Origin of the sequence: Streptomyces milbemycinicus (assembly GCF_002154605.1) — a bacterium.
Lineage (GTDB): Bacteria > Actinomycetota > Actinomycetes > Streptomycetales > Streptomycetaceae > Streptomyces > Streptomyces milbemycinicus.
The window spans coordinates 1-13856 of the sequence record NZ_MUNE01000510.1 but is presented as its reverse complement, the minus strand read 5'-3'; the positions used below and the strand labels follow the sequence as shown (position 1 = coordinate 13856).

At 71.4% G+C, this 13856-nt stretch carries 13 protein-coding genes; all 13 read left to right on the top strand.

Annotated elements, in window-relative coordinates; all coding sequences use genetic code 11:
- Positions 1–236: 236 nt before the first annotated feature.
- The 13 genes from CCN51_RS35940 to CCN51_RS35885 all read left to right on the top strand — a co-directional run bounded on the left by CCN51_RS35940 (position 237) and on the right by CCN51_RS35885 (position 13638).
- On the top strand, positions 237–1334 hold the full coding sequence (locus CCN51_RS35940) for a LacI family DNA-binding transcriptional regulator (RefSeq protein WP_014181527.1): 1098 nt from the start codon (positions 237–239) through the stop codon (positions 1332–1334).
- Between the two features lie 101 nt (positions 1335–1435).
- Positions 1436–2785, top strand: a complete 1350-nt coding sequence (locus CCN51_RS35935) for an ABC transporter substrate-binding protein (protein ID WP_043488092.1) — start codon at positions 1436–1438, stop codon at positions 2783–2785.
- A gap of 76 nt (positions 2786–2861) precedes the next feature.
- On the top strand, positions 2862–3812 hold the full coding sequence (locus CCN51_RS35930; RefSeq protein WP_086860541.1) for a carbohydrate ABC transporter permease: 951 nt from the start codon (positions 2862–2864) through the stop codon (positions 3810–3812).
- The gene (locus tag CCN51_RS35925; protein WP_014181530.1) at positions 3809–4723 is read left to right on the top strand and encodes a carbohydrate ABC transporter permease; all 915 of its coding nucleotides are present in this window, start codon (positions 3809–3811) and stop codon (positions 4721–4723) included. Before CCN51_RS35930 ends, CCN51_RS35925 begins: the two co-directional genes overlap by 4 nt.
- A 35-nt stretch (positions 4724–4758) precedes the next feature.
- Positions 4759–5739 carry a hydroxyacid dehydrogenase gene (locus CCN51_RS35920; protein ID WP_055414347.1) on the top strand — a complete coding sequence of 327 codons (981 nt, stop codon included), beginning with the start codon at positions 4759–4761 and terminating at the stop codon, positions 5737–5739.
- A 102-nt stretch (positions 5740–5841) separates the two neighbouring features.
- Complete coding sequence (locus tag CCN51_RS35915; RefSeq protein ID WP_014181532.1) at positions 5842–7851, top strand: DUF2264 domain-containing protein; 2010 nt, start codon at positions 5842–5844, stop codon at positions 7849–7851.
- Entirely contained in the window at positions 7848–8657 is an 810-nt protein-coding gene (locus CCN51_RS35910; protein ID WP_014181533.1) for a sugar phosphate isomerase/epimerase family protein, read from the top strand. The genes CCN51_RS35915 and CCN51_RS35910 overlap by 4 nt, the downstream gene beginning before the upstream one ends.
- A 128-nt stretch (positions 8658–8785) precedes the next feature.
- Complete coding sequence (locus tag CCN51_RS56075) at positions 8786–8953, top strand: hypothetical protein (RefSeq protein ID WP_014181534.1); 168 nt, start codon at positions 8786–8788, stop codon at positions 8951–8953.
- A gap of 55 nt (positions 8954–9008) precedes the next feature.
- The gene (locus tag CCN51_RS35905) at positions 9009–9896 is read left to right on the top strand and encodes an aKG-HExxH-type peptide beta-hydroxylase (protein ID WP_106436480.1); all 888 of its coding nucleotides are present in this window, start codon (positions 9009–9011) and stop codon (positions 9894–9896) included.
- A 9-nt stretch (positions 9897–9905) separates the two neighbouring features.
- Positions 9906–10763 (top strand): aKG-HExxH-type peptide beta-hydroxylase, encoded by an 858-nt coding sequence (locus CCN51_RS35900; RefSeq protein ID WP_014181536.1) that lies wholly within the window; start codon positions 9906–9908, stop codon positions 10761–10763.
- A gap of 76 nt (positions 10764–10839) precedes the next feature.
- Positions 10840–11676: an aKG-HExxH-type peptide beta-hydroxylase gene (locus tag CCN51_RS35895; protein WP_014181537.1), complete on the top strand. Its 837-nt coding sequence runs from the start codon at positions 10840–10842 to the stop codon at positions 11674–11676.
- Between the two features lie 2 nt (positions 11677–11678).
- Positions 11679–12380 (top strand): 2OG-Fe(II) oxygenase, encoded by a 702-nt coding sequence (locus CCN51_RS35890; protein ID WP_014181538.1) that lies wholly within the window; start codon positions 11679–11681, stop codon positions 12378–12380.
- Entirely contained in the window at positions 12373–13638 is a 1266-nt protein-coding gene (locus CCN51_RS35885) for an MFS transporter (protein WP_014181539.1), read from the top strand. The genes CCN51_RS35890 and CCN51_RS35885 overlap by 8 nt, the downstream gene beginning before the upstream one ends.
- Positions 13639–13856 lie beyond the last annotated feature (218 nt).

The following is a 13856-nucleotide window of genomic DNA, read 5'->3' as shown; positions in this document are numbered from 1 at the left end:
CGGCGCACGAAGGGTGGTACGTGGCCCGGCCCCTGCCCGTTCAATGCCTCGTTCAGTACTTCGTCCTTCCTAGGTGTTTCCCTCGTTGGTCTTCCTTCAGCCGACGGCCCTGCCCCGGGGGCCGCTCGATCCTGATCGAATGATCGCTACTATGGCCGGGTTCTGGGAAAGCCGATCACGCCGGGCGCAACCGGTCGTAGGTGACCGGCGTGGACGGCGGAGAAGGGCGGTGGGTTATGCGGGAGCCGGCGCAGGGCAGGCAGGCGCGGATCGTGGGAATCGTGGAGGCCCGAGGGCTGGCGAAGATCACCGATCTGGCCGATGAGCTGGGGGTTTCCGTTGTCACGGTGCGCCGGGACGTCGAGGAGCTGGCGCGCCGCGGGGAGGTGCGCCGCGGCCACGGGGTGGCGCGTTCGCTGCGGCCGTCGCCCGAGCCCGGCGGGGGCACCGGTGACGCGGTCGGCATGGTCGTCCCCGAGCGCAACACCTATCTGACGGAGGCTGTGCAGGGGGCGCGGGAGGCCGCCGAACAGGCGGGTCTGCGGCTCGCGCTGCACATCGCCGCCGACGAGCCGGGCGCGGGCCGCCGTGCGGTCCGCCAGGCGCTGGACGCCGGGGTGCGCGGTCTGCTGCTCGCGCCGCGCTGGCGTACGGCGGCGGAGGCGGCGTCGGACCATGCGTGGCTGTCGGCCCTGGATGTGCCGGTGGTGCTGGTGGAGCGCCGCCCCGAGCGGGGCAGCGCCATCTACGGCCTCGATTCGGTCCGCGCCGACCATGCGTACGGGGTGCATCTGGCTCTGGACCATCTGCTCTCCCTCGGCCACCGGCGGATCGTGCTGGCGGCGCGCGACGACAGCCCGACCGCGCGGGTGATCCGCGCCGAGTTCGCCGCGCAGACCGCGGCCCGCGAGATCGCCGAGGGGTGCCGTACGATCCTCAGCTCGCGCACCGCGGGCCCCGATCCGAGCGTCGCCGACGCGAGGGCGGCCGATCTGGCACACGCCCTGCGCGAGACCGGGGCGACGGCGGCGCTGATCCACAGCGACATGGACGCGCTGGTGCTGCTGCAGCGGCTCCAGGAGGCCGGTATCGAGGTGCCGCGGGACTGCGCGGTCGTGGCGTACAACGACGTGGTCGCGGACATGGGGCATATCGCGCTGACCGCGGTGGCCCCGCCGAAGGCGGAGATCGGGCGCGCGGCGCTGGATGTGCTGCGCCGTCAGTTCGACGCGGCGCGCGAGGGCCGGCGGCCCGGTGCCACCCGTCATCTGGAGCTGTTGCCGGCCCTTGTGGTCCGGGAGTCCTCGGCGCCGGCGGTGGCCCGCTCGTTCTGATCGTTTGACCGCTTTAGTTTCTTCTGTTCGATGTATTGACGTCTTTTCAGTCAAGCGATCAGGATTCCCCGTGACTCCACCGTTGAATCAGGGGAGGGTCCATGCCTGGCCATAGACGCCCAGGACGCCTGGCAACCCGACGCCGGGCCACCGCCGGAACAACGGCACTACTCACTCTGCTCGCGCTCGTACTGGCGGGCTGCTCCACAGGCCGCGGGTCCGACACCGCCGGCGACGGCCCCGTGCGCCTCACCTTCTGGTCGGCGCTGCGCGGCAGTCAGGAGGTCGTCGACGAGTTCAACCGCACCCACACCAAGATCAAGGTCGATTTCCAGCAGGTTCCCTCGGGGGAGCAGGGCGGCTGGGCCAAGCTCAGCAACGCCGCGCGCGCGGGCAATTCCCCCGACGTGGCCACCGTCGAATACCCGCAGCTGCCCAGTTTCACCATCGACGGCGTGCCCCGGGACATCACCAAGCTGTTGCCCGACTCGGTACGCAGCAAGATCCTGCCGCAGGCGCTGGATCTCACCACCTTCGACGGCCGCACCTACGCCGTACCGGTGGACATCGAGCCGATGGTCTTCCTGTACCGCAAGGACATCTTCACCAAGAACCACATCCCGGTGCCCAGGACCTGGTCGGAGTTCGAGAGTTCGGCCCGTAAGCTCAAGAAGGCCGAGCCTCGTTCCCGTATCGCCAGCCTCTTCACCACCGGCGGCACGCTCTACATGGCCGCGTACGCCTGGCAGGCCGGGGCCCAGTGGTACGACACCGCCGACGACACCTGGCGCATCAACATGGACGACGCCCCCACCCGCAAGGTCGCGGCGTACTGGCAGCGGCTGATGGACCAAGACCTGGTACGCGTGGAGCCCGGGTCCAGCCAGCAGTGGCGGGCCCATCTGCGCAGCGGGGAGACGGTCGGCTATCTGGCGGGCGCCTGGGCCGCGGGGTCCATGATGGCGTCCACCCCTGACGGCAAGGGCAAATGGGCCATCGCGCCGGTTCCGCAGTGGGACCCGGCCAAGCCGAAGGTGAGCACCCAGGGCGGCTCGACCTTCATGGTCACCAAGGACAGTGACCATCCCAAGGAGGCCATGGAGTTCATCTCCTGGATGGTCACCAGCCCCGACGCACTGCGCGCCAAGCTCGCCAGCGGTGTCAGCAGCGCCTTCCCGGTCGTCCCCGATCTGGTCCCGGTCGCCCGCAAGGAGATGGACACCAGCTACTACTCCGGCCAGGACATCTTCGGCCTCTTCCAGCAGCAGGCCGAGCTGATCTCCCCGACCTGGAAGTGGGGGCCGCGGATGGTCTCGACCACCACCTCCGGCGACGACGGGCTCGCGAAGGCCGGTGTCGGCAGTGGCAACATCCTCAAGGCCCTGCGCGAGGCCCAGAGCAAGACGATGCCCGATCTGAAGAGCCTCGGCCTGTCGGTCACCACCGGCTGAGCCCCGCCGCCCCCTCCGTCCCACCCCTGAGCCGCATCTCACCCTGCCTGAGCCGAGGTATCCCGTGAGCACAGTCATGTCCTCGAAACGGAAGGCGCCGCCATCGGCGGCCGCCGCCGACCCACCCCGCAGAACCGGACGACGCCAGCAGCGGATCGCCGCCACCGTGCTGCTGACCCCCTTCACGGCACTGCTCATCGCCGTGTTCCTGATCCCCGTCGGCTATGCCATCTACCTCAGCCTCTTCTCCGAGGACCACGAGGGCCTCGGCTTCGGCGGTGGGCGCACCGTCTTCACCGGGCTGCGCAGCTATCTTTCGGTGCTGCAGGACCCGAGTTTCCTCTCCGGGTTCGGCACCATCGCCCTCTACTGCGTGATCTTCGTACCCCTCGTGGTGATCAGCTCGCTCGCGCTCGCCCTGGTGCTGGACTCGGGCCTCATCCGGCTGCGGCGGACCGCGCAGATGCTGGTCTATCTGCCGCACGCCGTCCCCGGCATCATCGCGGCCGTCATCTGGCTGTACCTCTACACCCCGGGGCTCAGCCCGGTCATCAAACTCTTCGCCCAGGCCGATATCACCATCGACTTCCTCGGTCTGCACACCGTGCTGCCGTCGATCGTCAACATCGCCCTGTGGAGCGGGCTCGGCTACAACATGATCATCTTCTATGCCGCGCTCCAGGCGCTGCCGCGTGAGGTGATCGAGGCGGCGACCATCGACGGCGCCGGGGGCATCCGCACCGCGCTCCAGGTCAAGGTGCCCATCGTGCGCGCCTCCGTGGTCCTGGTGTGCATGTTCTCCCTGATCGGTGCGCTCCAGCTGTTCACCGAGCCCATGCTGATGAACCAGGCCACCCCGATGGTCAACTCCCGCTTCACCCCCAATATGTACATCTACGACGCGGCCTTCCGCCGGAACAACTACGGACTCGCCTCCGCGGCCTCCGTGATCCTCCTGATCGTCACCTGTGTGCTGTCGTACGCCGTGACGCGCTGGTCGGGCCGCCGGGAACGGAGAGTGGGATGACCACGACCACACCCACCACCGCCGTGAACACCGCCGGCGGACCGCCGGCCAGACCGCTCGGCAAGCCCTTCGGGCGCTCCAGGCTGACCAGCCGCGGTATCGCCAACGCGGTGGTCCTGATCGCCGCCCTCTACACCATGCTGCCCGCGCTGTGGCTGGTGCTGGCGTCCACCAAGAACGCCGACGCCCTCTTCGGCAGCGACATCTTCTCCCTCGGCGACTTCTCCTTCGCGCGCAACCTCTCCGACCTGTTCTCCATGGACGGCGGGCTCTACGGCGAGTGGTACGTCAACAGCCTGCTGTACGCGGTCGTCGGCGCCCTGGTCGGCTCGCTCATCAGCGTCTCCGCGGGCTACGCCTTCGACAAGTACGAGTTCCGGCACAAGGAGAAGCTGTTCGGCCTCGTCCTCACCGGTGTCATGGTGCCGCCGACCGTACTGGCCCTCCCGCTCTATCTGGTGGCCTCCAACGTCGGCATGGTCAACACCTTCTGGGCGGTCTTCATCCCGGTCCTCTTCAACCCCTTCGGCGTCTACCTCGCCCGCCTGCTCAGCAGCGGCTATGTGCCGAACGAGGTCCTGGAGGCGTCCCGGATGGACGGCGCGGGCGAACTGCAGACCTACTTCCGGGTCAGCCTGAGGATGCTCGGCCCCGGCTTCGTCACCGTCTTCCTCTTCCAGCTCACCGCCATCTGGAACAATTTCTTCCTCCCCATGGTGATGCTCTCCGACCAGCACCTGTATCCGCTCAGCCTCGGCCTCTACACCTGGAACAGCGCCGCCACCGTCTCGCCCGAGTACTACCCCCTGGTCGTCATCGGCTCGCTGCTCGCCGTCGTCCCGCTGATCGCGGCCTTCGTACTGCTCCAGCGCTACTGGAAGTCCGGCCTCACCGCAGGGAGCGTCAAGTGATCCCACCGCACCCCCGTCCGCGCGCCGTCCTCGCCATGGCCTCCAGGACCGCGCAACAGGTGCTCGACGCCGAGGCGCTGGCCCGGCTGGCCCGGCTGACCGATCTCGACCCGGGGCTCGTCCTCGACGACTTCACCACGCCGGCCGCCCAGCACGCCCTCGCCACCGCCGAACTCCTGGTCACCGGATGGGGCTGCCCGCCCGTCGACCGCCGGGCGCTGGACGCCGCCCCCCGGCTGCGCGCCATCGTGCACACCGCCGGGACCGTGCGCCACCACATCACCGACGCCTGCTGGGAGCGCGGTATCGCGGTCTCCTCGGCCGCCGCGGCCAACGCCGTACCCGTCGCCGAGTACACCCTCGCCATGATCCTCCTCGCCAACAAACGCGTCCTGGACATCGCCCGCGACTACCGCGCCGAGCGCCGCCGGATCGACTGGACCGAGCGGTACCCCGCCGCGGGCAACTACCGCAGGACGGTCGGCATCCTCAGCGCCTCCGCCATCGGCCGGCGCGTCATCGAACTGCTGCGCCCGCACGACCTCGACGTGCTGCTGTACGACCCGTACGTCACGGCCGAAGAGGCCCGCGAGCTGGGCGCCCGGCTGGTCCCGCTGACGGACCTGTTCGCCACCAGCGACGTGGTCAGCGTGCACACCCCGCTGCTGCCCCAGACCCGCGGCCTGGTCAGCCGCGAACTGCTGGCGGCCATGCCCACCGGCGGCACGCTGATCAACACCGCCCGCGCCCCGATCGTGGACCAGACCGCGCTGACCGACGAGTTGCGGGCCGGACGGCTGTACGCGGTGCTGGACGTCACCGAACCGGAGGTGCTGCCCGCCGACTCACCGCTGCACGACTGCGACCACGTGCTGATCACACCGCATATCGCCGGGTCGAAGGGCGGTGAGCTCAGACGCCTCGCCGATCTGGCGATCGGCGAGGTCGAGGCGTACGCCCAGGGGCGGCCGTTCGCCCATCCGGTACGCCCGGAGGTCCTGGACCGCTCGGCGTGACGCCTGACGCCGACCACCTGACGCCTGACGCCTGACGCCTGACGCCTGAGGCCGGACACCGGGCCATCCAGCACAGACGCGAGTAGGAGACGTACCCCCGCCATGTCCACCCCCACTCTCTCCAGCACACCCACCGCGCCGCTCCCCTTCCCGTTCCCCGCCGACGACCGCGCGCTCAGCCCGTACACCGGGCTGACCCGCGCCCACTGGGAGGCCGTCGCCGACGGGATGCTGCGCGCCGCCCTGCGGTACGCCACCCCCGGCCACGGCCTGATCGACCTGCCCGGACCGCCGTCGAGATCCGGAGTGCGCTCCGACGGCCTCGAAGGATTCGCCCGCACCTTCCTGCTGGCCGCCCTGCGCGTCGCGGGCGCCGGCGGAGCCGACCCGCACAGCTTCCTGCCCCGCTACACCGCGGGCATCGAGCGCGGCACCCTCACCCCCGGGCGGGACGACGCCGAGTCCTGGCCGCTGATCGGCCATCACGGCATCCAGGGCCAGCCGATGGTGGAGTCCGCGTCCGTGGCGCTGGCCCTGCGCCTGACGGCGCCATGGACCTGGAAGCGGATGCCCGCCGCCGCCCGGGACCGTACCGAGGAGTGGCTGCGCGGCGCGCTGCGGCACACGCCCGCGCCCAACAACTGGTATCTCTTCCCGCTGACCGTCGCCGGGTTCCTGGAGTCCGTCGGGCGCGGCGACGCCGAAACCGCCCGGGCCATCGAGCGCGGCCTCGACCTGCTCGAGGGCTGGTACCGCGGCCAGGGCTGGTACACGGACGGCGACGGGCGGGCCTTCGACCACTACAACGGCTGGGCCCTCCACCTGTATCCGCTGCTGCACGCGCACCTCGCCGCCGACCGCGAACTCCTTGACCACCTCGGCCCTCGGCTGCGCGAGTTCCTGGAGGGGTTCTCGCTGCTCTTCGACGCCGACGGCGCCCCCATCCACCACGGCCGCTCCCTCACCTACCGCTTCGCCGCCGGGGCCGCTGTCGCGCTCGGCGCCCTCACCGACCACACCCCGCTGGCCCCGGGCGCCACCCGGCGCGTGCTCAGCGGGGCGCTGCGCCACTTCCTCGACCGTGGCGCGCTCACCGGGGACGGTGTGATGAGCCTGGGCTGGTACGGGCCCCACGAGGCCACGCTGCAGCGCTACTCGGGACCGGGCTCCCCCTACTGGGCGTCCAAGGGGTTCTTCGCCCTGCTGCTCCCGCCCGACCACCCGGTGTGGACCGCCACGGAGGAACCGGCCCCGTCCCAGGGCCGGGACCGGGTGCTGGCGCTGTCCGCGCCCGGATTTCTCGTGCAGACCACCGGCCGCGACGGACTGGTGCGGCTGCACAACCACGGCAGTTCCAAGATCCGCCCCTGGGAGGCGGAGCGGCCCCCCAGCGACCCGCTGTACGCGCGCCTCGCCTACTCCACCCGCACCGGCCCGACCAGCGCCGCCAACACCCCCGACAACCACATCGGCCTCGAACTGCGCGGGCTGCGCAGCTTCCGGCTCCGGATCACCCCGCTGGCCGCGGGCCCCAACTGGCTGGCCTCCTCGCACATCCCCGTCTTCCCCGACGGCGGCCCCGTGCTGCCCGCCGCGCGCATCGACAGCCTGACCCTGGTCCGCGGCCCGCTGGAGCTGCGGGTGCACCGTACGGTGAACATCCCCGCCGGTACGGCGGTCCACCACAGCGGCTGGGCCGTGGCCGTCCCGCCGGACACCGCCGCCGAACAGGCGGACGGGGCCGGCCCGGCGGGCGAGACCTGCGTGGCGGGGGCCGAGGTCACCGGCCGGCTGCTGCCGCTGCACGGCTGGCAGAGCTCCACGGTGCGCAGGGCCCCGCAGGGCACCGCGTACGGGCCCTGGGCCCTGGTCCCCGAACTCACCGGCACCGTCGGGGCCGTCGGCGAGGAGGAGTCCGGCACCGTCTTCGCCGCGCTCGCCTCGCTCACCGGCGACCCCGACGCCCCGCCCCTGGCCGGGCTCGCCACCGCCGAGGTGAGCGGACCCACCGTCACGGTCCGCTGGGCGGACGGGAGCAGCACCGTGGTGGACTTCGGCGCGGGCGCGGGCGCGGACGGGGACGCGCCGCGGGTGACGGAGCAGACCGCATGACCGGCGGCCCCGAGGCCGCCACCCGCCTGGGCATCTGCTCCGTCACCTTCCGCCGGCTGGACCCGGACCAGGTGATCGCCGCCGTGGCCGGGGCGGGTCTGGAGTGCGTGGAGTGGGGCGCGGACCGCCATGTGCCCGCCGGGGACGAGCGGGCCGCCCGCCGGGTGCGCGAGGCCACCGAGGAGGCGGGCCTCGCGGTCGCCTCGTACGGCTCGTACTACCGCGCCGGGGTGAGCGACCCGGAGGAGTTCGACGCGGTCCTGCACTCGGCGGTGCTGCTCGGCGCGGCGCGGATACGGATCTGGGCGGGCACCACCGGCACCTACGAGACCCCGCCCGAGCGGCGCCGGCAGATCGTCGAGGACACCCGGCGCGCCGCCGCGCTCGCGGCCGACGCCGGGGTGGCACTCGCATACGAATTCCACCGGAACACCCTTACCGACGGCGCCGACCACGCGCTCGGGCTGCTCGACGAGGTCGGTGTGGGCGGTGTAGACGGCGTGGACGGCGTCCACAGCTACTGGCAGCCACCCGTCGATCTGCCCGACGCCGAGGCGCTGTCCGGCCTCGACGCGCTGATCGACCGGGTGGCCGCGGTGCACGCCTTCTCCTGGTGGCCCGGCACCACCCGGCTGCCGCTGGCGGCCCGCGAGGAGATGTGGCGCGCCGCCTTCGAACGGCTGCGCGCCCACCGGGCCGGACGGGCCGGCGCCCCACTGGACGTACTGCTGGAGTTCGTGCCCGGGGACGACGAGGGGATCCTGCCGAGGGAGGCGGCGACGCTGCGGGCGCTCGTCGGCAGGTGACGGCGGCGTTCAGGAATCATGGTCTGATCGCTCGTGTGCTACAGCCGAAAGCTTGACGGGGTATCAGCGGTTCGCCACGTTGGGGGAGGCAGACCGCGTTATTCCAGGATGCACACAAGGAGGTTTCCGTGAGTGAGGAAAAGGCCGATCAGGAAAGCTTCGACAGCATCGTTGCCAGTGTCTCCTCGAAGGTGACCAGAGAACAGGTGGAGGAGGCCAAGCGCGTTTCCCAGGCCCTGTCCGAATCGCCCTCGGCGTTCGGCCCGGTCGTCATGTTCGCGCTGGACAAGATCTGAGCGATTCCTGAGCCGTTCGCCCTCGGGGTGAACGGCTCACCGGCCCCCGGGAGCAGTGTTGATCAGCACACACGGATTACCGGCAGTTCTCGAAACGCTGTCCGTGCTCATCGCCTCGGACGGGATTTCCCCGGATTCCGCGCCGGCGAACGCCGCGGCCGGGCGGCTGGCGTGGTCGTGGCAGCAGTACATGCGCCGGCGCGAGCCGGCGGTCCCCGTGCTCGACGCGGACCTCGGTGTGCTTCCGGTCCACATCGGCGCCACCCCGCAGGGACAGGCCCTGCTCGACGCCTTCCACCGAGCCTGCCTGGTGGACAGCGTCTCGTACGAGCCGCCCCGCTATGCGGCGGGGGACGAGGACCGGTTGAACCGCTCCTCGGATCAGATATCGGCCGCCCTCGACGGCCTGGCCGCCGACTGGCCCCAGGTCCGGACGCTGTACGGGGTGCTGCTGCCGGTCGTGGTGCTCGCGCCGTCGCGCGGCCTCGCCGGGGGGACGGCGAGCAGTCTGCCCGGGGTGCTGTGGGCCTCGGTCACACCGGCGTGGACCCCGACCGACGTGCAGGAATTCCTGCTGCATGAACTTGTGCACACCACTCTCTTCCTCGAGGAACGCCGGCACGGCTTCTACCGCGACATGCGCCTGCTGCTCGACGAGGAAAACCTCACGCCGAGCGCCATCAGGACCGACCGAAGGCCGTTGGACAAGGTTTTTCACAGCATCGTGGTGGCGACCGAAATTCTCCAGGCGAGAATCCGACTGGGCACCGTACATCACCCGGAGGACTCCCTGCACCCGGACAGCGAAACCCTCCGGGCGAACACGCTGACCAGCGTCAGGGCGGTCCAGAAATTGGACATGGAAAAGCTCCTCATGCCCAGGCCGATCGAGATGATCGAGAAATGCAGGACCCATCTGGAGCAGATCGTTCTGTGCCCTTGAGGAGATTTCATGTACAGCCTGGTGGGCGCTCGCGCCATCACGGAGAACCTGGTGGTGCTGGCCTCAGCCGACGGCACGCCGCCGCCTCGTACGCATGGCGAACTGCGGACCGCCCTCCGTCGTCAGGTGATCTCTTCTCGGAAACCGTCCCCACGACTGGCCGCCGCACCGTCCGCGGAATCGGCCGGCGCCGGCGGGAGGGACCTCAGATTCATCGCCGACGGCGACGAACTGCGCGGCCTGGTGAGCGGATTCGACCTGCCCCAGCGGAGTGACGACGACGTCACCCCGGCTCCGGGCTGGCGGGTCGCGAAGACCGTTCACGGCTGGCGGCAGCTGCTCGCGCTGGACGGGACGCTCGGTGGTCTGGCGGAGACCGTCATCGACACCGTGTTCGTAACCGGCGCCGACTGGACCGGCTCGATGTCGGACAACAAGCACATCGGGGTCCTGTGGCTCATGCCGGGTCGCGAGTGGCACGGCGAGGAGGTCGTCGAGGCGTTTCTGCACGAGATCACTCACACCATGCTGTTCCTCGATGAACGCCGCTACGGCCACTTTCTGCCCGCCGCCGCTGATGTGCGCGTGCGCTCCGCCATCCGGCAGGACGTCCGCGAATACCCCGCGGTCGTGCACAGTGCCCTGGTCGCGGCGGAACTTCTGACATGGCGCGAACGGCACCGCACCCTGGACAGCGCCTGCCGCAGGCTGCACGGGCCGACCAGGGAACTGGCGGCGCGGGCACAGGAGGCCCATGCGCAGGTCGTGACGGAGGACCGGCGCCAGGACCTGCTCACCCCCCGGATGCGTGACCTCGTTGAGCAGGCGGGGGAGCGGATCCGCGGCAGCGCCGCGGCGTCGGTGTGATGCGGCGGGCGAGCCCGCCGAGGACCGCGGACGCCGCGTTCCCCTGATCCCCACGACCGATGGTGAGGAAGTCTTCGTGTACTACACCAGCGGATTCCATGAGTGCCTGAACAACCTGGTCGTCCTGGCCAGCACCCGGATGAACGCTCCCGTCCGCACCAAGCAGGACCTCGCCGCCGGGCTGCGGGATTTCGTCGCGGCCACCAACACCACCCCGGCGGCGCCCGGGCCCCTGCACGTGGTCGACGACGAGGACCGGCTGCGCGCCCTGGCCCGGCAGTTCCACCGGCAACCGGCCGACGGCGGACGGCGGCTGGCCGCGCTGCCGGGGGCGGTGGCGCTGTTCCAGGACGGGCTGGACACCCTGCCCCCGCAGGCACAGCGCCTGTTCCGCCTCTTGGTGACGGAGGTCGCCCTGTTCGACGCCGACGCGGTCACCCCTGGCAGCGGAGCTCTGGTGGAGCAGGTCGGGTCCATCTACGTCGCCCCCGGGACCGGCTGGAGGGCCGCCGACGTGGCCGAGTGCCTGGTCCACGAGCTGACCCACCTGCTGCTGCGCTGCGACGAGCACCGCTACGGCCACTACGTCGACCCCGCCGACGCCCTGCGGGAGCAGGAGTTCAGCCGGACCGCCGTGTCGTTGACCCCTCGGTCCCCCATGGTCGCCTTCCACAGCCTGGTCGTCGCGGCCGAGATCATGGGGCTGCGCGCGCAGTTGCGCCGCGGGGAACCCCGGTCCCCGGGAGGCAGCGTCCACGGCCCCGACAAGCTGCTGGTCGACCGGGCGCTCCAGTGCGCGGACGACCTGCTGCACCGGCCCGACCGCGACAGCCATTACCGCGAGCGCGCCGTCGCCCTCATGGAACACGCCGCCACCGGGCTCCGCTCGGCCCTCCCCGAGATGGCCCTCTGACCATGCATGTGTCGCACAAGGGCAGCCGGTTCGTCGTTCTCGACGAAATCCTCGACCCGCCGGGCGAGGCCGCCATGTGGGCCTGGTTCCAGACCCAGCCGTTCGGCATCAGTGCCCCCGGCAACTGGGGACGTCGGCCCATCGACGGGGTCGGTGCCTACGCGAGCCCCGCCACGGTCGTCGACCTCTCCGTACCGCCGGCCGAATTGCTGGGGCGGACACTTCTGCGGGCCGCCGAACTGGCGGAGGATGTGGTCGGCGAGGCGGGAAAGGACTGGCGCACCGCCAGCCGGACCTGCTGGACGTATCCGGCCGGTGCGCAGCTGAGCTGGCACAACGACAGCGACACCACCCAGACGGGCTCATATGTCTGGTACGTCCATCCGCAATGGGGCGCATCCTGGGGAGGCGAACTGCTCGTCGTGGACGAATCCGCGTCCCAACTGGTGGCCAGGGCCATCGAGGCCGGGCTGGTCCGCCCCGGGGAACCGGAGTCCCCGCTCAACTCCGAAGCCGAGTCGAAAGTGTTGTTCAGCGCCCCCGATCCGGTATGCGTACAGGCCCGGCCCAACCGTATGGTTCTACTCATGCGGGACACCTTCCACACGGTGCGGCGCGTCGACCCGTCCGCGGGCGACCGCTCGCGGTGTTCCGTGGCCGGCTTCTTCCTGGCGGGCGACGGACGGCCGGCCCGCCGTGGCTGATCCCTCCCATGGCTCCTACCGTGAGGTGCTGAGCCGCCCTGCCGCCTGGCACCTGCTCGCGGCGGCGGGGCTGGCCCGGCTGGCCATGGGGATGGTGGGACTCGCGCTGGTGCTCTCGGTCCGCGAGGCCACGGGGTCGTTCGCCGCGGCCGGCTTCGCGGCGGGCGCCTTCGCCCTCACCGCGGGGGTGTTCGCCGCGGCACGCGGACGGTTGGTCGACCTGAGGGGCCACCGCCGCGGACTGCGGGTCCTGGGCGCCGGATACGCCCTCGCAGGCTGCGCCCTCCTGGTACTCGTGACCACGGTCCGGGAGCCGGCCGCGCTGATCGCGGCCTCGGGGATGCTGGGAGCCGTCGCGCCCCCCGTCTCCGCCACGACGCGGACGGCCTGGGCCGACATCGTCGGCCGTGGACCGCGGCTGTCGACGGCCCTGTCGCTCGACACCGTGACCGAGGAGTTGCTCTCCCTCGTGGGGCCGGTCTCCACCGGGCTGCTCGTCGCGGAGAGCAGCCCGTTGACCGCTCTCGCCACCGCGATCGCCCTGGAGGTGACCGCGGTCGGACTGTTCCCCGGCAAGAAGCCGGGCGCCGCTTCGCCCCCCTCCGCCATGGCCGCCGGGCACGGGACGCCGCGGCTCCAGGGTTCCCACCGAGTGCTGGCCGCGGTGGGCCCCGTACTCGTCCCGCTCCTGGCGGCAGGCGTCGGCTTCGGCGTCCTCGACGTGGCGGTCCCGGCCCTGGCTCTCCAGCACGGCGGCACCGTGTCGGCGGGATGGATGCTGGCGCTCCTTCCGGCCGGCAGCACACTTGGCGGACTCGCCTATGGGCGCCGCACATGGTCGTCCCCGCTGGTGAAGCGCTACCGGTGGCTCTGTCTCGCGCTGGTTGTCGGCTTCGCCCCGCTGCCACTCATCGCTGGCGACGCGGCGCTGTGGCCGCTGCTCCTGGTCGCGGGCCTGGCCATCGCGCCCACCGTCGTCACGGGCTACCTGCTGGTGGACGAGGCGACCCCGGACGGCCGAAAGACGGAAGCGGCCACCTGGGTCAGTACCTTCAACAACACCGGGACGGCCACCGGGTCCGCCCTGTGCGGCGCCCTGATCGCCGGGGTACCACTGGCGGCGGTCTTCGCCCTGCCGGCCGTGGCGGTCACTGTCGGCACGCTCGGCATGGTGCTGTGGCACCGGAACCTGCCGGTGCGGGCCGAGGCCGCGAGCGGGCAGGCGGTAGGGCCGGAGCGGCTGTCCCGGCGCCGCTGAACGACCATGCGGGGGCCGCGACCGCGGCGGCCGCTCATGGGGGCCGTGGCGTGCGGTGAGCCGCCGCACCCGGCCGCTCGCGGTGTGCCATGACCGGCTCCGACCCGACCGTTGCGTACGCTGACCTGGCCGTCTGACAAGCGGCCGGTTCGACCCAACGGTTCGACAGGAGTACGTCATGGCCAGCTCCGCCCGTGCGGGCCCCGGCGCCGGGGCCC